General features: G+C 45.1%; 16 protein-coding genes. 7 read left to right on the forward strand and 9 right to left on the reverse strand.

Going from position 1 to position 21,532, the window contains the following annotated elements:
* The 5 genes from LYNGBM3L_RS07235 to hemC form a co-directional block, all read right to left on the reverse strand.
* Positions 1 to 367, reverse strand: a 367-nt coding sequence (locus tag LYNGBM3L_RS07235) for a serine/threonine protein kinase (protein WP_044492407.1), incomplete at its 3' end; no start/stop codon positions are given.
* A 179-nt stretch (positions 368 to 546) separates the two neighbouring features.
* Complete coding sequence (locus LYNGBM3L_RS07240; protein WP_008180888.1) at positions 547 to 2,523, reverse strand: CHAT domain-containing protein; 1,977 nt, start codon at positions 2,521 to 2,523, stop codon at positions 547 to 549.
* On the reverse strand, positions 2,444 to 4,642 hold the full coding sequence (locus tag LYNGBM3L_RS07245; RefSeq protein WP_075873604.1) for a two-partner secretion domain-containing protein: 2,199 nt from the start codon (positions 4,640 to 4,642) through the stop codon (positions 2,444 to 2,446). The genes LYNGBM3L_RS07240 and LYNGBM3L_RS07245 overlap by 80 nt, the downstream gene beginning before the upstream one ends.
* Before the next feature lie 183 nt (positions 4,643 to 4,825).
* Positions 4,826 to 6,253, reverse strand: coding sequence for a glycogen synthase GlgA (glgA, locus tag LYNGBM3L_RS07250; RefSeq protein ID WP_008180891.1), 1,428 nt, complete (start codon positions 6,251 to 6,253; stop codon positions 4,826 to 4,828).
* Between the two features lie 323 nt (positions 6,254 to 6,576).
* The gene (hemC, locus tag LYNGBM3L_RS07255; RefSeq protein ID WP_008180892.1) at positions 6,577 to 7,545 is read right to left on the reverse strand and encodes a hydroxymethylbilane synthase; all 969 of its coding nucleotides are present in this window, start codon (positions 7,543 to 7,545) and stop codon (positions 6,577 to 6,579) included.
* Between the two features lie 1,812 nt (positions 7,546 to 9,357).
* Between hemC and urtA the strand changes: the two genes are divergently transcribed.
* The gene (urtA, locus tag LYNGBM3L_RS07260; RefSeq protein WP_044492408.1) at positions 9,358 to 13,620 is read left to right on the forward strand and encodes an urea ABC transporter substrate-binding protein; all 4,263 of its coding nucleotides are present in this window, start codon (positions 9,358 to 9,360) and stop codon (positions 13,618 to 13,620) included.
* A 1-nt stretch (position 13,621) separates the two neighbouring features.
* Here the strand turns inward: urtA and LYNGBM3L_RS45510 are convergent, their stop codons facing one another.
* Both LYNGBM3L_RS45510 and LYNGBM3L_RS48460 read right to left on the reverse strand, forming a co-directional pair.
* Positions 13,622 to 13,765, reverse strand: a complete 144-nt coding sequence (locus LYNGBM3L_RS45510) for a hypothetical protein (protein ID WP_193374690.1) — start codon at positions 13,763 to 13,765, stop codon at positions 13,622 to 13,624.
* 199 nt (positions 13,766 to 13,964) lie between these two features.
* On the reverse strand, positions 13,965 to 14,093 hold the full coding sequence (locus LYNGBM3L_RS48460) for a hypothetical protein (protein ID WP_008180894.1): 129 nt from the start codon (positions 14,091 to 14,093) through the stop codon (positions 13,965 to 13,967).
* Here LYNGBM3L_RS48460 and LYNGBM3L_RS07265 point away from each other — a divergent pair.
* From LYNGBM3L_RS07265 to LYNGBM3L_RS07285, 5 genes are all read left to right on the forward strand, one after another.
* The gene (locus LYNGBM3L_RS07265) at positions 14,092 to 14,505 is read left to right on the forward strand and encodes a hypothetical protein (RefSeq protein ID WP_008180895.1); all 414 of its coding nucleotides are present in this window, start codon (positions 14,092 to 14,094) and stop codon (positions 14,503 to 14,505) included. The two genes, LYNGBM3L_RS48460 and LYNGBM3L_RS07265, sit on opposite strands and share 2 nt — an antisense overlap.
* A 186-nt stretch (positions 14,506 to 14,691) precedes the next feature.
* A complete protein-coding gene (locus LYNGBM3L_RS07270; RefSeq protein ID WP_131826946.1) occupies positions 14,692 to 15,555 on the forward strand; it encodes a hypothetical protein in 864 nt (287 codons plus the stop codon).
* A 129-nt stretch (positions 15,556 to 15,684) separates the two neighbouring features.
* Positions 15,685 to 16,110: a MurL C-terminal domain-containing protein gene (locus tag LYNGBM3L_RS07275; protein WP_131826947.1), complete on the forward strand. Its 426-nt coding sequence runs from the start codon at positions 15,685 to 15,687 to the stop codon at positions 16,108 to 16,110.
* 58 nt (positions 16,111 to 16,168) lie between these two features.
* Positions 16,169 to 17,395 (forward strand): SpoIID/LytB domain-containing protein, encoded by a 1,227-nt coding sequence (locus LYNGBM3L_RS07280; RefSeq protein WP_008180900.1) that lies wholly within the window; start codon positions 16,169 to 16,171, stop codon positions 17,393 to 17,395.
* 84 nt (positions 17,396 to 17,479) lie between these two features.
* Complete coding sequence (locus LYNGBM3L_RS07285) at positions 17,480 to 18,682, forward strand: argininosuccinate synthase (RefSeq protein WP_008180902.1); 1,203 nt, start codon at positions 17,480 to 17,482, stop codon at positions 18,680 to 18,682.
* Positions 18,683 to 18,755: 73 nt separating this feature from the next.
* Here LYNGBM3L_RS07285 and LYNGBM3L_RS07290 read toward each other — a convergent pair whose 3' ends face one another.
* Together LYNGBM3L_RS07290 and LYNGBM3L_RS07295 are read right to left on the reverse strand one after the other, a co-directional pair.
* Positions 18,756 to 19,385: a DedA family protein gene (locus LYNGBM3L_RS07290; protein ID WP_008180904.1), complete on the reverse strand. Its 630-nt coding sequence runs from the start codon at positions 19,383 to 19,385 to the stop codon at positions 18,756 to 18,758.
* 226 nt (positions 19,386 to 19,611) lie between these two features.
* Positions 19,612 to 19,860, reverse strand: coding sequence for a Ycf34 family protein (locus LYNGBM3L_RS07295; protein WP_044492409.1), 249 nt, complete (start codon positions 19,858 to 19,860; stop codon positions 19,612 to 19,614).
* A 212-nt stretch (positions 19,861 to 20,072) separates the two neighbouring features.
* On the opposite strand from LYNGBM3L_RS07295, the gene LYNGBM3L_RS07300 reads away from it, so the two are divergent.
* Positions 20,073 to 21,350 carry a tRNA nucleotidyltransferase/poly(A) polymerase-related protein gene (locus LYNGBM3L_RS07300; RefSeq protein ID WP_008180908.1) on the forward strand — a complete coding sequence of 426 codons (1,278 nt, stop codon included), beginning with the start codon at positions 20,073 to 20,075 and terminating at the stop codon, positions 21,348 to 21,350.
* Positions 21,351 to 21,532 lie beyond the last annotated feature (182 nt).

Below are 21,532 nucleotides of genomic sequence, written 5' to 3' on the forward strand. Positions count from 1 at the left end.
TTTGACGAATGTATGCAATAGCTTGAGCTTCTGGAACCAAATTGGCTTGGATGAGTTCAGCTAACGTCTGCCCCGGAATATATTCCATGACTAGGTAAGGTCGTCCGGCAGCTTCAAAGGATTCGATTACCCTGACTAAATGCTGATGCTGACAGCCGCTCAAGAGCCTACCAAGGGCAATAAATTGCCGCTTGAACTGGTCACCATGGGGATGGTGGCACAGATTGTCGCTGAGGGTTTTGATCACCACGGTTTGACCAGACTCAGCGTTGATAGCTAGGTAGGTTATGCTAAAGACACCTTTGCCGAGCTGGCTATGAAGAACATATTTGCCGTTGTGCAAGACTGTGCCTGCCTTTAAGTCCATGAAAGTTCAGTTCAACTCCCACCTATGCTAACCTTAAGTGGTGCAGAATGGTTGACACGCCCTAGGTTTCGTTCCTCGTTTTTTGAGCAATCTTGGATCAAGGAAAAACCAGGATAACTATCAGCTAAATTATTCAGCTTCATTATTCTATGCTAGGAGTCGTTAATCAGGAGCAAAGATTACCAAGGGTTCCCAATTAGGGTAAAAGCGCTCCAATAGTAGGGATGTCGTAACTCCACATCTGGCAACTTGGCTAAGGCTGGTGGTAAAGGAAAACTGCCCTGATCCGTTACCAACTGCCCTCTCTCCAGACGGACTGTACCCCTGAGCAGATTTAACTGAGCTTTCCGTATCGCCTCGGCTTTCACTGGGACTTCCTGTAATTTTTCGTAAAACGTTGTCATTAGCCCCAGGGTACCCTCATCGCTGACATACCAGAGACTTCCCAATGCGGACTTGACCCCCGCTAGCACTGCTAGACCGGCAAATCCTAATTCGGCTTGCTCGTCTCCTAAGGCAGTACGACAGGCACTTAAGACCAACAACTCTACCTTAGGCTTACTTAAGCCTAGTTTATGGAGCTGGTTAAGTTGCAGCTTGGTATCCCACAGCTGGATGTAGGAATTACTGGGCTTACCGGCTAGGAATTCACTATGGGTAGCCAAATGAACGATACCAAAGGGTTGTGAGGCACGAGCTTTTCTCAAATTTGCTACGGTGAACGCTTCGTTAAGTAATGCCTTTCCTGACCAGAGTTTTTCTGTAACCATCGATAACTCTACAGGAACGGCTGGTAATGGGTTTTTGTTCTTAAAGTAGGATGCTCCCATGGCCAAGACTTGAAATTTCCTAATGTCTACATAGTTCATGTTGGTTAATGATAGAGTTGGCATTAAACCAAGGCTATATCGTTCTACAATAAAACCAGTGCCATCATGGAGTGCTGCCATGGGTAAGGAGCGCAAACCAACGTCCATGATAAAGGCAAGATTATTTATTTTTTTGGCTTTTAGCTCCTGCTCTACCGGACTAATCAACCAACGATACAACTGCTGAGCCAAGGGTAGGTAGACATTTGCGCTTTCGAAATTGGTGATACTCTTTTGGAATTCCCGAGCAACAGAGAGAACTTGCGATCGCGTTGCTCCCTGCACCTGTTTTCTAATTACTGTTCCCGAAGCCGTAACGACTAGTAATTCGAGCTGTGTATCGAGATTTTCTTCCCAGTGTGACCTAGTCTTTTGCCGATTTTCCGTTGTCTCTCGTTCCGGTTTGGTTGACGTCAATCCCTTGGAATTAAATGGCTTTCCCTTGGTAGTTTCCGCTTTAAATCCCGGTTTAAAGAACAGGTAAATTATGGCAGGTTTGAGTCCAGTAATAGTTTCAATTTTGCCTAGGTGGGCTTGGGCTTCTTCCAGGGTAACTATGGGAGTTTTGCTAATGCCTAGATGTTTTTCAAACGCATAGGTGAAGCCTCCCTCAAGTTGTTTAACATCAGCTTCTGCTTCTAGGGTAGAGTTAGATAATTTCCTGGTAACTAGCCGTGGTTCCGATTGTGCCGGGGATTGACTACTATTAGTATTAGGAATCTCTGCTTCTAGGGTAGAGTTAGATAATTTCCTGGTAAATAGCCGTGGTTCCGATTGTGCCAGGGATTGACTACTATTAGTATTAGGAATCTCTACTTCTAGATTAGAGTTAGATAATTTCCTGGTAACTAGCTGTGGGTCCGATTGTTCCAGTGATTGAATACTATTAGTATTAGTAATTTCTGCTATAGGATTTGTTTCTATTGGATTGAAATTCATTTTGTTTAAATTCAGATCAGCTTCTCTTTTAGTAGACTGCTCTTCTATTTCATTGGAGTCGGTTTGAGTTGGCCTATTGGAATTTGGAATCAAATTGGTAGCCATTGCTTGACCTTGGCTAGTCAAATTTGAAGATGGCTCCCCAGTCTTAATTTCTATATCACCTGAATCTGAGATCGTCGAAGTCAAAAAGGATCCTGGGGGAAGAATGGTAGAATCACCTGTAGAAATAGCTCCCTCTGTACCATTAGTACTGCTATTTCCCACCTCAAAGGGGGTTTGCCCGTTTCCCCCATGACCGATGGTGATTTTTCCTCCACCATCTCCCCCAACTGTAGCAATGCTCACTGCTGTTTCTTTGCCCTCGATTTAAGGTATTAAAGGTATCAGTGGCTGTAAACNTATCTTCTGTGGTAATTTCCACATTCCCGCCTTTGCGATCGCTACCACCTTGGGCATTGATCCAGCTAACCTGAATATTACCGCCATCGAGGGTAACATCCCCTCCCTTGCCAACTGTTGCTGATGAGTTAAGCTCTTCCGTGCTCAGAGTCTCAGACGCTGTGATTGTAATCGCTCCACCATCTGTGTTGATATCACCTACAGTGACATTAACGCCATCAATGGTGATCTCTCTACCCAAAGTAGTGATCGATTGGGTAGGATCCATTGAAAAATCCCCACCGTCAATGCCATCAGCATTAGCAGTAAACTTTAGGGATAGGGGATTAGCACCACTAACCCCTTGATCAGAGAAGTTCAGAGAGACGTTAGGGGCAATGGTAATATCATTACTAGCGTTGAGAACAATGTTGCCCAAGACTTGTTCTAGGGCATTCGCGCTAAGGCCAGGTGTCCCCCCATCCCCGGACAAAATTTCCATCACATCAAAACCAAGGGGATTATCCCCTAGCTGCTGACCAGCAATCCCTGTCCCAGGTACAATAGTAATGTTATTGTGGTCGAATGTAATCGTGCCGTTTTGACCAACAGGGGCGGTGAGATCAACTTTTTTGCCATCAAAGATTAAAGTCTGTTGGCTAGATATCTCAACTGTCCCACCATCTGGTGTTTTATCACTTCCGGCCTGTGAAGTTTGCTCTTGAGCGCCACGGGCAGTAATATCCCCGTAGAATGCTGTAGTTTCCTCTGACCAGACAGTAACTCGACCTCCGTCTCTATCTGCCGCTTGTCCATCAACCTTAATCACGGAATCACGGCTGACAAAGGTGCGATTGGCATTTAATTTCACATTGTCTGGATTGTCTTGGGGGTTCTTCCCAATCCACACCTGGCCACCATTACTACCGGAAGAGTTAATCGTGGCATCAATTAGAGCAATGCGATCGCCTAATACTGTTACACTGCGTCGCCTAAGTTCTTGGTTGGAAACATCTAGGGTACCGGACACAATGGTTGTTCCTGTCTCAGTGGGAACTATGGTGCCAGAATCCGTCAGCTGTACTGTTCCATTGGAATTGGCACTGAGTCCGGTCTCAACGCCTTGGGCTGGTCCTGTGAGTAGCTCTGGTATATCTAGTGCGGTAATTAATGGTTGCCCATCTAGTGTACGAGGGGGGTCAATCTCTAGATTCAACAAATTTCCAGATTGAGAAATCTTAACCAAACTTTGCCCTGGTACAGCAGCGATAGTAATATTGCCTCCCGGTGCGTTCAGTTGCCCAGTGTTAATCACACTACCCCCGATCAAGGCGATCCGTTGATTGTCTGGCACTTCCAGGTCACCAGCGTTAATGATACTTCCAGGTTGGGCTAAATCAAAGGCAAAGCTAGTGGGCTCACCAATTAAGTCCTGGTACCTCTTATTGTCACCAAAGGCATCAAACCAATTCCCGTCCTCAAAGCCAATCCCAGTTGCTGTGGTTGCTGTAAAGGAAGCAGGGACATTCAGTCGAGCATCAGCCCCAAAAATAATCCCTGCTGGGTTCATTAAGTATAAGTTAGGGCTCCCATTACCGCTTATGATTTGAATTAGACCATTAATAATTGAGGGATTACCGCCTACGACTCGCCCCAAAATATTCCTAACCTGGGGATTATTAGGGATAAAATTGGCAATCTGACCGGAATCGAGTCCAAATTCCTCAAAACTGTGGAACAGATTCGGTTGATTGCTATTAGAGAGGCTACCACCAGTGATCTCGAAGCTTTGACCATTAGGAGTTACAATTGTCCCTGCACTGTCTTCTGCTGAAGTGATTTGTGCTATTGCTGGTAGCCCACTTGGGGAGAGCAACATGGCTACCCCCCAGGGCATGACTTGAGCTAGAGATAAGCGGTTGAGGAATGAAGGAGAGATTTTTCCCTTAGAGCCTTGAGGGGGGAAAATCTTGCCCTCTAGGGGACTGCACCGCCCTTGGTACTTAGAATTGCTGGGCTTGGGTCTTACTACCGGTTTCCCCATAATCTTCATAGCAACCCCTAACGTTCTCTGTCTATTAGTCATGCAGTGTAGTGTTCATGCACCTAGTTGGAAACAGCTGTAGCACCGATCCACTAGGGTAAGGCCATGGTAATTTTACTAATTTAAAACTAAAATAGCCATGGTAAAATAGCCATGGTAGGATAGCCATCCTTAGTGATCACTGATCACAGTAACAGAATAGGTGTAACTTATGGGATATTCTGTCTAGCTGACAACAGCTAAATGGTTGTCTTGTGGTACCTGCTGAGGTGCTTCTGCAGGTAATCCTACAATATCTTGGTACATATTGATATATTCCCTGGCTGACTTCTCCCAACTAAAGTCTTGGCTCATAGCTCGTTGCTGCAAACTCCGCCATTCTTTCTTGTAGCGGAAACCTTCCCAAGCCCGAACCATACAAGTATATAAATCTAACGGTTCGTAGCGGTCAAAGCAGTAACCCGTTCCAGTTTGGTTGATAGGATCATGGTGGGAAACCGTATCCACCAAACCGCCAGTACGTCGTACAATGGGAATACAGCCGTAACCCATGGCCAGCATTTGGCTAATCCCACAGGGTTCAAAGCGGGAAGGCATTAAGAATACATCACTACCAGCATAGATCCGTCGAGCTAGAGGATCGTTATAGAGGATTTGAGCAGACATTCGTCCTGGATAGCGGGATGCGATTTCCCACAGTTGGGTTTCATAGTAGCGCTCTCCCGTACCTAGGACTAAAAATTGACAATCGGTGTAAGCTAGGAAACCCTGTAAAACTTGCACGAGCAGGTCAATCCCTTTCTGTTCCACTAAGCGGGAAACCATACTGATCAGACAGGTATCGGGATTGATGGCTAAGCCGACTTCTTTCTGGAGGGCTACTTTGTTTTTGCTGCGGATGTCGAGAGTATCAGCGGTGAAGTTGTGAGGAATGTAGTTATCGGTTTCGGGATTGTAACTTTCTGTATCAATCCCATTGACAATTCCAACAGTTTTACCACTGATAAATGACAGCAAACCTTCTAAGGACTCACCGTATTCAGCAGTTTGAATTTGTTGAGCGTAGGTGGGAGAAACAGTATTTACCCGGTTAGCATACTGTACAGCTGCCGCCATAGTATTATGACCTTGCATATACCAGGGACACCAAGTCATTTCTTCTAAGCGCCAGCGCTGGGGGCCTTGATAAGCCAGGTTGTGAATTGTGAAAACTGTGCTGATATCTGATGATTGGTTCATCCAAACGGGAATCATGCCCGTGTGCCAATCATGACAGTGAATAACATCAGGCTTCCAGTAGTTCCAAGCAAACTCAGCTGCACCATTGGCAAATAGGGTGAATCGCCAGTCTTCATCATCTCCAGAGTAGATTTGGCGACCAGCAAAGGCAGCATGACCAAATAAATATAAGGGGACATCAGTCTTGGGTAGTAGGGTTTCAAACACATTGAAGTGTTGAAACATAGCATCACCGGACCAGACTGGTTCCTCTTGAATCTCCATTTTATCGGGCAAAAAGCCGTAGTAAGGCATGAAAATTCGGACATCCTGTCCCAATTGCCTCAAGGTTTTGGGTAATGATCCCACTACATCCCCCATACCGCCAATTTTCGCGATGGGAGCTGCTTCCGCCGCAACGAATAGAATCTTCATCTGTTAGTTGTAAATTATTGGTTGTTAGTGCCTAGGAAATAGCTGCAAGCTTGAAGGATGAAGTGCATTTGATCAAGCCTGAAACATGGAGCAGAACTTTTCAGGAATTGACCTTGAACTCCTATCAGACTTGATCGAAGAACCTTCAGCTTTCCGGCTATCAAGGCTTACTGTAGCCTGAGCAAAAATTCTACGGGAAAAGAAAAAGGCTATGGCTTAAAAAACCTTTTCCTTAGCCTTTTCCTACACTGAAAGCGGATCAGGAAAATTATAAAATCTATAACGCTTGGCACAGGAATTGAATTGACTTTTCAGCTATATTCCTATTCCCGCTCGATTTGAGCCAAAATTTCAGCCAAAATCTCTTGTGCTCCTTGTTTTTTGAGCTGTTCGGCAAGTTCGAGTCCCAAATTTTCTGCCTGACTCTGCTCCCCTTGAATGGTATCTTTGACAAGTTTTTGCCCATCCACACTAGCCACTATAGCTGTTAGGGTTAGGGTATTGCCTTCCAACTGAGTGTCTACACCGATGGGAACTTGACAGCCACCTTCGAGCGCCCTTAATAATGACCGTTCCGCGTAACAGCGTTGAGCAGTGGGGGGATGTGCGATCGCATTGAGCAGTTCTAAGACTTCTTGATCATCCTCACGGCATTCAATTCCCAAAGCCCCTTGTCCCACAGCATGGAGTGATATCTCTGGTGGTAAAATTTGGTGAATGCGATCGCTCATGTCCAGTCGTTTTAGCCCAGCTACTGCTAAAATTAGTGCATCGTAGTCACCAGCATCCAGTTTGGCCAGTCTGGTGTTTAGGTTACCTCTGACATCTTTAAAACTCAGATGGGGAAAATGGTAGCGCAGCTGAGCCAGCCGTCTGAGGGAGGAGGTTCCAATGATCGAGCCTTCTGGCAACGTTTCTATCTGTTTATCAAGGTGCTTTTGGTGCATTACTAAAGCATCGGCGGGGTTCTCCCGTTCTGTGACGCACCCTAACACTAACCCTTCTGGCAATCTGGTTGGCAAGTCTTTGAGGGAATGCACTGCAAAATCGATCTCATCCCTAAGCATTCCCAATTCCAGTTCCTTAGTGAATAACCCTTTATCCCCAATCTTAGATAAAGCCACATCCAGGATTTTATCTCCGTGGGTACTCATGGTCTGGACTTCAAACTCTCGATCTGGAAAATGCTTTTTCAGTTGCTCTTGTACCCAGTAAGTCTGAATCAGAGCAAGTTGGCTTTTCCGAGAACCGATGCGAATTGTCCGGGCAGGACTGGTAACGGTAGAGGTCATAGGGCTGTCAATTTCTACAAGGCAGATCAATTTACTTGTTCTAGACTACCGCAGAAGGTGACGTTTCCGTTTCCATTTCTGTAATTAGCTATTTGTCATTTGTCATTTGTCAAAAACTAAGGCGTAGTATATAGCATTTATCAAATAGGTGAGGTACACAAGTTTGAGATTTTAGGGAACTCGAATCCACCCTACCTTATTAAGGGTGGCAGGGAACTCAGAAGAGGGAACTTCGGATCAGGTAAAAAATCCTGTCTACCTCATTAATATGACAGCGGTATTCGCATCTTATTTTGAAATGCCTACTGGATATGAGAGTCATACGATTAGTATTTTTGCTTAGAAATTTTTAAATCTTTGTTAGGTGCGCTTTCCGGAGACGAAACCTTGAAGAGGGTCGCCTTATTACAAAAGTTTTAACCCTTTTACGTATAGCCAGTAACCCATAAAGGCGACCCTCTTCTTACGGTAACTTCGTTCCCGCATTAAGAATTTAATTCGCTACGGGTCGCACCTTTTGATGCAAAGCGCGAGTGGGGCAAACCACGGCAGTTGCTCATGGTTTGAACGCGCCCCGCGTCGGCAGGCCTTGAAGTTACCGTAAGAGAGGGTGGCCTTATTAAAAAATATTTAACCCTTTTCTGCATAACCTACTGACATTAAAGGCGACCCTCTCTAAGGTTTCGTCTCCGGGGGAACCCCCAAGACCGCATTGCCTCCCCGTGAGGCTACTGCATCGCTTTTGAGTAAGGCTTCTATAATTTAGATACCTTTGCATTGATTAATATGAGAACCACTATAACTCAATACTAATGACTCAAAATTTCACTACTTGAGTGGTGGGATGAGTTAACCTTTATCAGCGACGCCAAAATTTTTTTCAGTGATAGTATAGCGCTTTTTATCCTCATGAGGTACACATTTTTTTTTACCTCTTCCCTCTTCCGAAGTCCCTGCTCCGAACCAGCACACCGTGGCCTACGGCCTCAGTACCTGCTCCCTAAAACCCAAAAACTTGTACCTTACTAGATTAAAAACCGCTATATTCAAACAGACATCATGGCTTTGTAAACAATTGTATAGTCGCTGAGGGGGTGACATGCAAGCTGAAATCCTTACTGGGTAATATTTTCAGCCGATGTGTTACAAAAAGATACATGCTGTTTTGGGCTGACCTTGGATGTAGTTATAAGGGTTTGAGCTTGCCATTAAATCACAGGAGGGTCAATTTGGGAGTTTATCTTTTCTAAGAGAATTGGAATCAAAGGCTTATCTAGTAAGCTTTTCAGGGCTCATGTCACCCCCTCAGGTATAGTCGTTATGTTGAAATATATTGAGTTCACAGTAAATTTTAAGTTACTTATACTATTGTTGTACTAATTGGTTGAGGTGCAGTGTAATTGACTTAATCGGGAAGAGGTAAATGGTGGGAGGGAAAGAAAGGTGGAAATTACCACTAAACTTTCGAAATTTTTCCTAAATTTTGCCAATTTTATCTTGATTATCTAAATTTTACTTCTATGACCACAACTGCCCCAGAAACCAAGGCATATTCGAGTCTAAGTAATAGTGGTTTGTGTAAATAGTTAACGGGTTGACTCGAAAATATTTCCTTTACCCCCACGGAAATTCCTCCCCTAAAACGGTTTTATCCTGACTTAATCAGGGTGCTCGCTAGATTCGCGCTTATATAACATTGATTATTTAATAGTAGGTCACGTCGCCTGCGGTTGCTGAGGAAAAGGACCGTGAGAGGCTGATGGGTGCTTAAAAGTTAAAGATTTGCAAATAAATATTGCAGGAATTTAAGCAATGCCAAGTTTCAACACTGATAACCCCTGTATGCGAGTTGGTATATTGCATTCCTTAAGGGGAACTATGGCAATTAGCGAAGCCGCCCTGGTGGAAGCTGAGCTGATGGCGATCGCAGAAATTAACCAAACCGGAGGAGTTCTTGGTCAATATATCAAACCGATCGTTGAGGATGGGGCATCGAAGTCAGCGGAATTTGAGAGCAAGGCCAGAAAACTGATTCAAGAGGATCAGGTAGCCACAGTCTTTGGCTGCTGGACGTCTGCTTCTCGTAAAGCAGTTTTGCCCGTATTTGAGGTGTTAAATTCTCTGCTATGGTACCCCCTACAATATGAGGGTCTGGAATGTTCCCCAAATATTTTTTATACCGGGTCTTGTCCAAATCAACAAATTGAGCCAGCGGTGAACTGGCTGGTGAAAAATTACGGTAAGCGATTTTATCTGATCGGTAGCGACTATATTTTCCCCCTGACTGCCAACAAGATTATTAAAGCGCAACTGAAACAACTGGGGGGAACAGTGGTTGGGGAAGATTACATTCCTCTAGGCACTCAAGATATGGGTGAGGTGATCACCAAAATTAAACAAGTTCGACCAGATGTGGTCTTCAACACCCTTAATGGTGACAGTAATGTAGCCTTCTATCGCCAGTACAAATCCTCTGGAATTACAGCTGATCAGATTCCGATTATGGCAGTGAGTGTGGCTGAGGCGGAACTGCAAAGGATAGGGGATACAGCGGCGGGACATTATGCCAGCTGGAGCTATTTCCAGAGTCTGGACACTCCTAATAATCAACGGTTTGTCCAGAATTTTCAGCGTCGTTACGGAGCTAACCGAGTGACTAGTGACCCCATTGAAGCTGCCTATGCTCAGGTTTACCTCTGGAAACAAGCCGTGGAATCCGCTCAATCATTTGAGGTAGACCGGGTAAGGGTGGCAGCTTATGGTCAGAAATTTGATGCTCCGGGAGGATTAATCCAAATCGAACCCAATCACCATATTGGCAAAGAATGCCGGATTGGACGGATTTTGCCGACTGGACAATTTGAAATTCTGTTTACCAGTGAACGTCCGATTAAACCCCTACCCTGGTTAGGGGTTGAAACCTGTAACTGTGCCTCAGATGCACGAACTCACCAATACAATGGGTCGGCTAGGGCCACACCATTGATCGAACCCTACAGCACAAATGTGGTGATTGAATTATTGGCTGAGGTTGCTCAATGGATTGAAAAAGCTAGGTATCTAGAGACCAATGCACAAGCATTAGAAATGGCAACGGAACAGTTGAAACATGAAATAGTTGAGCGGCGACGAATTGAAGCAGAACTCCAGAAAGCCTTCGATGAGCTGGAGCTCAAGGTTGAACAACGCACAGCTGACTTAAAAGCATCTAATGCTCAGCTTATGATGGAGGTGCGAGAGCGTGAGCAAGCTCAAGAAGAACTCAGGGCAGCTAAAGATCAGTTACAGGCAGTGTTGGAAGCGGTACCAGGGATTGTCTCTTGGATTAGTTCGGATTTGCGCTACTTGGGTGTGAATCGCCATTTAGCCAAAACTTTTAACTTGTCCTCAGAGGGGTTTGTGGGTCAAGACATTGGGTTTCTTCAGGCTAGCTCAGAGTTTAATGACTTTGTCAAGGAGTTTTTTGCTAGCCCAGAGCAAGATGCTTGCCGAGAGGTTTTTGCTATTGTTAATGACGAAAAGCGAAACTATGTAATTGTTGCCCAGAAGTACCATCAAGGCTCAGCCGCTTTCACCGTTGGGATTGATATTACCGAACGTCAGCAGGCTCTTGATGACCTGCGCAAGACCAAAGATCAGTTACAGGCCGTGTTGGAGGCAGTACCGGGAATTGTCTCTTGGATTAGTTCGGATTTGCTCTACTTGGGTGTGAATCGCCATTTAGCCAAAACGTTTAACTTGTCCTCAGAGGGGTTTGTGGGTCAAGACATTGGCTTTCTTCAGGCTAGCTCAGAGTTTAATGACTTTGTCAAGGAGTTTTTTGCCAGCCCAGAACAAGATGCTTGCCGAGAGGTTTCGGCTATTGTTAATCACAAAAAGCACAATTATGTGATTGTTGCCCAGAAGTACCATCAAGGCTCAGCTGCTTTCACTATTGGGATTGATATTACCGAGCGTCGGCAAGCTGAAGAAGCCCTGAGGCAAGCTGAAGCGAAATATCGCAATATTTTTGAAAATGCTGTAGAAGGCATCTTCCAAACCACCCCCTCAGGACGTTACCTCAGTGCTAACCCAGCCTTAGCTCGCATCTATGGTTATGAGTCCCCAGAAGTATTAATTAATACTGTCACGAATATTGAGCAGGAACTTTATGTTGATCCGAACCGTCGCTCCCAATTCATCCAGTTGTTGGAAGAAAATGGTACCTTAGTGGATTTCGAGTCCCAAGTCTATCGCCAGGATGGCAGTTTGACTTGGATTTGCGAAAATGCCCGTGCCATTAAAGATGAGCATCGCAATCTGCTCTATTACGAAGGTACTGTGGAAGACATCTCTGAGCGTAAGCAAGCTCAGGAAGCCTTGCAAAGAGCCAATGAAGTGTTAGAAACCCGAGTGGAGCAACGGACAGCAGCACTACGGGACGCCAATCATCAACTACGGATTGAGATTGTAGAGCGCAAACACATCGAAGCAGCACTACGTAAATCCGAAGCTGAGTTGCGGGTGCTATTTGGGGCGATGACCGATGTGATTACCGTTTTTGATGCTCAAGGACGATACATGAAAGTAGTCTCCACCAATTCTGAAGTTTTATATAGTCCAACGACCGAACTACTTGGTAAGAGTGTCTACGAGGTTTTTCCCCCCAAGCAAGCTGAACTTTTTGTCACCCATATCCGGCAAGTCTTAGATACTAAACAAACCCTGAATATAGAATACAGCTTACCTATAGGAAATTATCAAGTAGGAAGTATTAAGGATGAAATTAGTTCTAACTCAGACTTGAATGGCCACAAACTTTCGGACTTCGATTCCAAGAATATAGGGCATCACACTAACAAATATTATCACAATTCATCCGATTATGAAAAATTTTCGGAATTCAATGGCCAAAAGCTAGTGGAGCAAACTGAAAAACCCTTTCATACTTCACACTTTAGAGGTGATAATTCCCAGGTGTGGTTTGCTGCGAGTGTCTCACCCCTGCCAAACAATTGTGTGATTTGGGTCGCTCGTAATATTACAGAGCGCAAACGGGTTCTAGATGCACTTCAGGAAGCTGAAGAGAAGTATCGTAGCATCTTTGAAAATGCCGCTGAGGGGATTTTTCAGATTACACCAGATGGGCGGTATCTCAGTGTCAATCCAGCTTTAGCTCGGATGTATGGCTACTCTTGCCCAGAAGAAATAGTGGCTAAAGTGACCGATATTGAACAGCAACTCTATGTCAACCCCAACAGCTATGCTGAGTTTATTGCTGCGGTTGAGGAGCATGGTGCTATCTCTGATTTTGAAGCTCGGGTTTATCGACAAGATGGCCAAATCATCTGGACGTCTCAGAATGCTCGTGTTGTGGGTGATACTCAAGGGAAACTACTATACTACGAAGGCACTGTAGCCGACATTACCAAGGGCAAACAGGCAGAAGCAGCACTGAGAGCTGAACAAGAAAAGTCGGAACACTTGTTGTTGAATATTTTACCTCACTCCATCGCCCAACGATTAAAACAAGAGCCAAAAGCTATTGCGAATCGCTTTGACGAAGTAACAATTCTGTTTGCTGATATTGTGGAGTTTACCAAGCTTTCTGCTCGCATCTCTCCCACAGAATTGGTTAATCTACTTAATCAAATTTTCTCAAGCTTTGACCAACTAGCGCAGCACCATGGATTAGAGAAAATTAAGACCATTGGAGATGCCTACATGGTGGTTGGTGGTCTACCAAACCCTAGGGATGACCATCCAGAAGCGATCGCAAACATGGCATTGGATCTCCAACAGGAAATTAGTCGTTTCCAGCGGCATGATGGGGAACCATTCCGCCTGCGCATCGGGATTAACACTGGTCCTGTGGTAGCTGGGGTGATCGGTATCCAGAAGTTCATTTATGATTTGTGGGGCGATGCGGTTAATGTGGCATCTCGGATGGACTCTCAAGGGGAACCTGGGAGAATTCAAGTTACTGCTAACACTTACGAGCGTTTACGAGACAAGTATTTGTTTGAAGAGCGAGGGATTATTAATGTTAAGGGCAAAGGAGAGATGATCACCTATTGGCTGACTGGAAGAAAGTAACTCATTGTTGAAGGTTGTTCGCCCTTGGCGTCCGAAGTAGGGTGGGTTGAGGGTTGAAGGTTGAGGGTTGAAGGTTGAGGGTTGAAGGTTGAGGGTTGAAGGTTGAGGGTTTAAGGTTGTTCGCGTAGCGTGGCCGAAAGCCCAAGGTTTAAGGTTGTTCGCGTAGCGTGGCCGAAAGCCCAAGGTTTAAGGTTGTTCGCGTAGCGTGGCCGAAAGCCCAAGGTTTAAGGTTGTTCGCGTAGCGTGGCCGAAAGCCCAAGGTTGTTCGCCTTTGGCGTTCCCGTAGGGTAGGTTGACCGCCTGCCGATCTTTGGGGGGATCAAAGCTTGACTGTTAACTAGCCCTTACCTTATTAATCCTCCATCTGCTTCTGCTTTTGGATAGAAATTTTTAGCCAGGTGTTCCTTGACGGAGTCTGATGGGAATCCTAGAGGAATAAATATTTCTGATTTACTAAAATCTAGGTTAACCATGAGCAGAGTTTCTGTTACCCAACAGATTGGTTTGATGTTAGGTATCTCCCTGGTGTTCGGTAACTGTTTGGCCAGTCGCAGTCTTGCCCAAACACTGTTTGAACTTGATGGTCGTGCTTACTTGGTGGGAGCTGATGGTGCTTTCCTGGGTTTAGTGTCTAGTAACCCTGTGGATGAAAAGTCGATTTGTAATCAGCTAGGGGATTATGGTAATCTGTCGGGCGTTGATAGTGTGTGGAATCGGGAGGGAAATTATGGGAGTTCTAAGTCACACCTCAGTGCCTATAACCCCAGCACAGAATTACCCCCTGCAATTTATTACAGAAAGGCTCAAATCGGTTTTTTGACGGTAAACCCACAAATCGAAAATTCTTTTGATCCTGATCTTTTATTTCAGGCTTTCTGCAAATAACAGCTTCATCAGGTTGTCAGGAATCGCCCTTTCTCCCCTTCTTTAACACAATAAGGAGGGGATAAGGGTAAGAAGTTAGGCGCTTTCGCCCTTTGACAACATATCGGTTAAAATATGGCAATTATAAAACTGACTCATCCTAAATCTCTCACTTCCTCATCGAAGTTTGATGTGCATGTTCGTGGCGTGACGTTACACTCACAGCCTGCTACGCTGCATATCGACCTTGAGATTGCGGGGCGGTCATTTTTTTCACACATAACCTATCAATCTATTCCCTCTTGGGATGCCTTATGGGAGCGGTATGATCAGAGCATTGAGCCTGAACTGTTGGGGGCACTTGTGGCATGGGAATGTATGCGATTTTTGGCACTGGGGGGCGAGAAGGTTGTTCTTTGTGAAGGGTTGCAATGCAGTGCGACCGTTCGTGAGTTGTGGACTGATTGCTTTCGTAAACAACTCGGCGAATGGCGCTATCTGAATCAATTGCGCTATCCATCACCGACTTATCCGAAGCTCGTGGTACAAGAACCCATTTCCCAGATTGAGTGTGACGGCTCGACTGCACCTCCACAGGCTCAGTATCCCCGTGCCGAAGTCTCGCCGCCACCACGCAAGAGCAGCTTGTTAACCAATGGTGGCGGTAAGGATACCCTGGCTGGCATGTTGTTACTGAGGGAAGCTGGTGTGCCATTCGACATGTATGAGGGCTATGTGCCAATCGCCAAGAGCAGCATTGCGCTACAGGAAGCCTTGCTTCAGCGGCTGAAAGAAGCGGCAGCCCCGCCAGAAAGCAAGACAATTAAGGTTAAGATTGAAGATAATTTCTTTAGTTGCCCTGATCACGTTTTCGAAGCGATGGGGGTAGAAGCTAAATACAATAAAATTGACTTTATAGTGGGACATACCGCCAATTATATTGGTTACTTTCCTGTCATCCTTTACCATCAATATACCAAAGTATGGTTCAATATCGAACGATCCGCCGATAACAGCATGGCCGACTGGGATGGTAATCCCATTAATCACCAATGGTGCAAAAGTGTTTAATACCAACAAAAGGCCAAGCAGATATTTACACAGATCACGAATTGCCATTGGTTTGAAGGCTTTTTCAGTACGCTTCGCGGACTGTACGACATCTCGATCTATGCCATTGTGGCTCAGCATCCTCAGCTGATGAAAGCGACACATTCTTGCAACTACGGTAAACCTTGGTGCAACCGTTGCCCTAAATGTTGTTTTTGCTACTTGATGATGTGTGCTTATTTTGATGAAGAGTTTGCTCAAGAGGTTGTCGGCTCTCAAATCAGCCTCTTTAAGATCCCAGAGAACAGAACACACTTCGAAAACCTACTCGATCGGGACAAAGTGGCTTGGGAATGTGTGCCTTCCCATGAAGAGTGCCGCTTGGCTGGGTACATGTGCTTGCAAAAAGGGATAGACTATCCCTTTTTGCGAGATTTTGCCCAATTGTCAAAGAAAGAAGCCGATCGACTTTGGAAAACATACACCGAAATTAATTGGGAAGTCGTTCCTAACAAACTTCATTCCGTCCTTTCGGCACGTTTAAGGTCAGCACAACAGTATTCAGAATCCCAATAGCAATGCTAAGTTGTATATTGGAATAGCCGGTGAAGCAAGTGTTTAATTTTACTTACGAATGAAGAAATCAGTGTTGTGGTCAATTGCCCTATTTTCAATTGCCCTATCTGTACCTTTAGTCTTAGCGAAATCTCTGTCACCTGGCTCTGAGTTAGAAACATCTTCCTCAACCTCTTCTGCTCCAAATTCCCCAGATCAAGTTTCCCCTGAATCGGATGGGCTGGCTAACAACGAGGAGACTCCCACATCCGAACTAACCTCTACCGCCACAGATCCAAAACCATCCCAATCTCCTACCCCCAAGGATGAGAATTCTACTGCTTCTAACTCACCACCCTCACCAACCCTAGCCCAAACTAAAGCTACCCAAGCATCAACCGCTAGCAACCAGGGCACGAAACAAGCTACTGCTACTACCAAGGATAAATCCCAGGATAAATCGGATAAATCAGCCAAGACTGAGTCTTCTAATCACAACAACCAGCCGCCCAGCCAGTCTGAAGCGGCTACCAAAAATCAGCAACCAGCAGCAAAGCCATTGAATGATGCTCCGATCCTAGAAATGCGAGTTGCTGTAGCTAATGGTGTTAAGTCTCTGGTAGTGGCTACCTCAACACCGGGTGAGTTGCTGGATGCTAGGGGTCAGCCCCTGGGTAAACTAACCGCCAATCAGGGAAGTAATGTTAAACCATTAGGGGACTATATTCAAATTGGTAACTATAAGACCCCCGCAGGGCTTTGGGTGAAGCCCACAAATGGAGGGTATGTATTAGTAGGAAACCGGTGGTATCGAGGGGATTTGCTATTGATTTATAAGGGAGATAGCATCTTGGCAGTAAACTACGTTGACCTTGAGCTTTACCTGACTTCGGTGGTGGGAGCGGAAGTGTATCCTAGTTGGCCAATGGCAGCTCTCAAAGCACAAGCCATTGCTGCTCGCTCCTATGCTTTGGTTCATGCGATTCGACCCGCTAGTAAATTCTATGATTTGGGAAACACTCAGCGTTGGCAAGTTTACAAAGGAATCAAATATGAGTGGAACACCACGGCTCAGGCAGTTCAAGAAACTCGCGGCATTTTTCTAAGTTACAAAGGTGGGGTGGTAGAATCCTTGTACGCGGCTTCTGACCATATTGTCAAAAATGTATTTGGTGGTCAGGGTATGAGTCAAACCGGAGCTCGTGACTTGGCTAAGCAGGGTTACACGTATCAAGAAATTTTAGGCAACTATTATCCAGGCACTAGTTTGGCTTGGATTGATACTGTTGAGGCGGATTACGATTAGAGTTTTGTGGCAATTCAGCAACCATATTCTGGAAATATGTGGATAGAATAGATATTTTGTTGTTTTCCACAGGGTGAAACTATCATGAGCCGTGCTGAAAAAGTTGTTCTAGCATATTCCGGTGGCGTAGATACTTCGGTTTGTATCCCTTATCTTAAAGAAGAATGGGGAGTCAAAGAGGTGATCACCCTAGCCGCAAATTTAGGTCAGGGAGATGAATTAGAACCAATCAGACAAAAAGCTTTGGACGCTGGGGCAACAGAATCCTTGGTTGCTGATGCTACCTACAGCTTTGTCAAGGACTATGCGTTTCCAGCAATTCAGGCTAATGCTCTTTATGAAAGTCGCTATCCCCTCTCTACTGCTCTGGCTCGTCCCCTGATTGCTAAATTATTGGTGGAAACTGCTGAAAAATATGGTGCAGATGCGGTAGCTCATGGTTGTACCGGTAAGGGCAATGACCAGGTGCGTTTTGATGTGTCGATTATCGCCCTTAACCCCAACTTGAAAATATTGGCACCAGCTAGGGAGTGGGGGTTCTCTCGTGAAGACTCGATCGCATATGGTGAGCGCTTTGGTATTCCCTCACCAGTCAAAAAGTCTTCCCCCTACAGCATTGACCGTAACCTGCTAGGGCGCAGTATTGAAGCGGGGGTGCTTGAAGATCCGATGGTAGAACCACCAGAGGAAGTTTATGCCATGACAAAAGCGATCGCAAATACGCCAGATGAGCCAGAATATATTGAAATTGGCTTTGAGCGGGGTGTCCCCACTATTCTTAACGGTAATCTCCTTGACCCCGTGACTTTTATTAGTCAACTGAACGAGTTGGCTGGCAATCATGGTGTGGGACGGATTGACATGGTTGAGAACCGGGTAGTCGGTATCAAAAGCCGAGAAATTTACGAAACACCAGCCCTATCGGTGTTGATCCAAGCTCATCGTGACTTGGAAAGTCTGACCTTGACTGCTGATGTTACCCAGTACAAGCGAGGGCTTGAAGACACCTACAGTCAAATGGTCTACAAAGGCTTGTGGTATAGTCCTCTTAAGGAGGCTTTGGATGCTTTCATTCAAAAAACCCAGGAGCGGGTATCCGGTACAGTCAAGGTTAAACTTTTCAAGGGTAATGCCATAATTGTAGGGCGTCAGTCAGAGAATTCTCTCTACACTCCGGAACTGGCTACCTACACCTCGGAAGACCAGTTTGACCACAAGGCGGCTGAAGGTTTCATCTACTTGTGGGGATTACCGACTCGGGTGTGGTCAGCAAAAACCAGGAGTTAGTAATTTTGGGTTACGGTAATTGGCTAAGGTAATCCTTAACTACCAATTACCGATTGCCCTTAGCCAATCTCAATTAATCCCCGATCTCCAATTTCTGTCTACGAGACTCCAACCATTTAGGAACAACAATCGAGCCAATCACCAAGATCAGAGCAACAATCGCAAATTTAGATACCGAAGAGATTAATAGTTCCAGAGGTATCAAGCGTCCGCAAAAGTAGGATAAACTTACCATCACTGATGCCCAGATCGTAGCACCAGCGAAATTGCATAAGAGAAATTTCGGGTAAGGCATCTGAACAATCCCTGCCATTGGAGCAGCAAAGATCCGCAGTACTGCCACAAATCGACCAAAAAAAACTGCCTTAGCAGCGTTCTTACGAAATTCGGTTTTAGCCTCTGTCAGTTGTGCTTCTGTGATCCGGACTAAACCCCCAATTCGCACTAGTAATGGCCAACCACCGATTTTCCCAATCCAGTAACCACAGTTATCTCCTAGGACAGCACCAGCGATCGCAGAGCATAGGACTACCCAATAATTGAGTTCGCCGCTACCTGCGAGGAAGCCACCTACCAGGGTAATGGTTTCTCCCGGTATGGGTACCCCAGCGTTTTCCAGGGCAATCCCAAAAAAAACTGCCCAGTAGCCATAGTCGTTAGCTATGTTCTGGACCGTTTCCAACGATAAAAGCTCAAAAGACATCCAGCGTTACAAAAATTAATCCTTTTTAATATCTTGGCTCGATCGTCTCTTTTGTGTCAATTAAAGCAGTATTATAGAAAATACTGGACAAACACAAACAGAAGCAATCCGAGCTTTTATCAAAAGCTTGCTCAGTAAAATTAAAACTTGACTGGCGATTAATCCCATGCTGATATTAGGTGCATAGTGGAGCTTCTCGCCAGAGTAGCTAAAATTCACAAAGATATCAGGTTGGTACCAGCTCACCAGGACGAAGCTTTGCCCACTTCCCAGTTTCCTGCTTAAAGCTATTACACCCCACAACGTCCCATTCCATTTCGATTATATCTTCAGTAGAACGGATATTGACATTGATGGTGGGCTCAACCGCTTCAAAGTTGGGAGATTCCGTCAGGTGAGGTACCTGATGCTGGGTTTCCACAGCATGGTATGTAGTACAGCGGTCTACGTAGTGGCAGTTAATGCAAATACACATTGCTTAAACTCCAATTCCTTTATTTTAGCATAGCTCAAACCAGACATTTCTTGAGTAGCTTATAGGATAAAATAGTTAACTATTAGCTACTTTGTTTGCTACTTTATTTTCCAAAAAATTTCTGTTTCCGATTCCGAAGTTGCGATGTTCTCTATTCGATTTTAGCACATATTGATATATAGTATTCATTCTGAGATTTCAGAAAATGACTAATGACTAATTATCAAACTGCTCTATCACCCCAAAATTGGCCGTTTAACTGGGAGTTACTCCCTTCTGACGCTTGCTTGGTGGGTGGTGCGGTTAGGGATGCTGTGATCAACCGACAGTCGGTAACCCAAGACTTAGACTTTGTTTTACCCACTAAAGCAGTACGGTCAGCCAGCAAGCTAGCAAGACGTTATAAGGCCGGATTTGTGGTGTTGGATGCCCAGCGTCAAATAGCTAGGGTAGTGTTTGGCAACGCAACAGTTGACTTTGCTCAACAGGACGGGGATAGCTTAGAGGCTGACTTACATAGGCGGGATTATACGATTAATGCGATCGCATTTAATCCCCACACCAAGGAATTCATTGATCCATTACAGGGTATCTTGGATTGCCGTAAAGGCATAATCCGGATGGTGTCACCAGAAAACTTACAAAAAGACCCATTACGATTACTGCGGGGTTATCGACAAGCCGCTCAGTTGGGTTTTCAGATTGACCCAGCCACCCAGTCAGTGATTAGAAAGCTAGCACCGTTATTGAGCAAAATCGCAGCAGAACGGGTACGGACAGAATTGGGCTATCTCCTCAAGTCACCTCAGGGTGTACCTTGGCTAAAAGCCGCCTGGGAGGATAATGTGTTACGACCATGGCTGCCTGATGCCACGGCTGAGGGTTTAGAGCACATGGCAGCAGTTGACCAATCCGCTGTGGTACTGGCAGAAACCTGGCCTAAGCTTGGGGTGGAATTGAAATTACAGGTGACTAAGCATTCTTTATCGTTGCTAAATCTGGCTAAGCTAGCAAATTTATTATCATCAATACCAGCAGTTGCTGAACAACAGCTGTTAGCTCTAAAGTACTCTCGTGTTCAGACTCGGATAGTAGTCAGGGCAATCCAACATTTGCCCCAACTGCTGTCTTATACTACTGCCAAGGATATCCCATTACGGGAGCAGTATTTCTTCTTTCTTAACGTTGGAGCTGTCTTTCCTGTGGTAGCGCTTTTGGCAGTTGCCAGGGGTATGGCTGTGGATACTATAGCACCGTTGATTGAGCACTATTTGAATCCCAATGACCAGGTTGCCCATCCGACACCACTAGTTACTGGTAAAGATTTAATCAAATCCCTTAAGTTATCCCCTAGTTCTAAAATTGGTGAGTTACTGACTGAGATTCAAATTGCACGGATTGAGGGCAATATCAATAGTATTAAAGGTGCTCTGGAATTTGCTGCCAAGCTCGACTCAATAAACTGTGGCTCTGAAGATAAAGACAAATAACACATGATATTAAATCCGATTAACTTATTATCATAAGCTATCAGCTATCAGCTATCAGCTTTTTAATAAAATCAGCTGACCGTTGACCCTTCTGTTGAAATCCTCAGCAAAGTTTTTAGTTAGAATTGGAGGCTATCAGCAGTCATTTTGACCGCCGATTGATAATTCGATCCAAAATAAAC

This window comes from Moorena producens 3L, assembly GCF_000211815.1.
Lineage (GTDB): Bacteria > Cyanobacteriota > Cyanobacteriia > Cyanobacteriales > Coleofasciculaceae > Moorena > Moorena producens.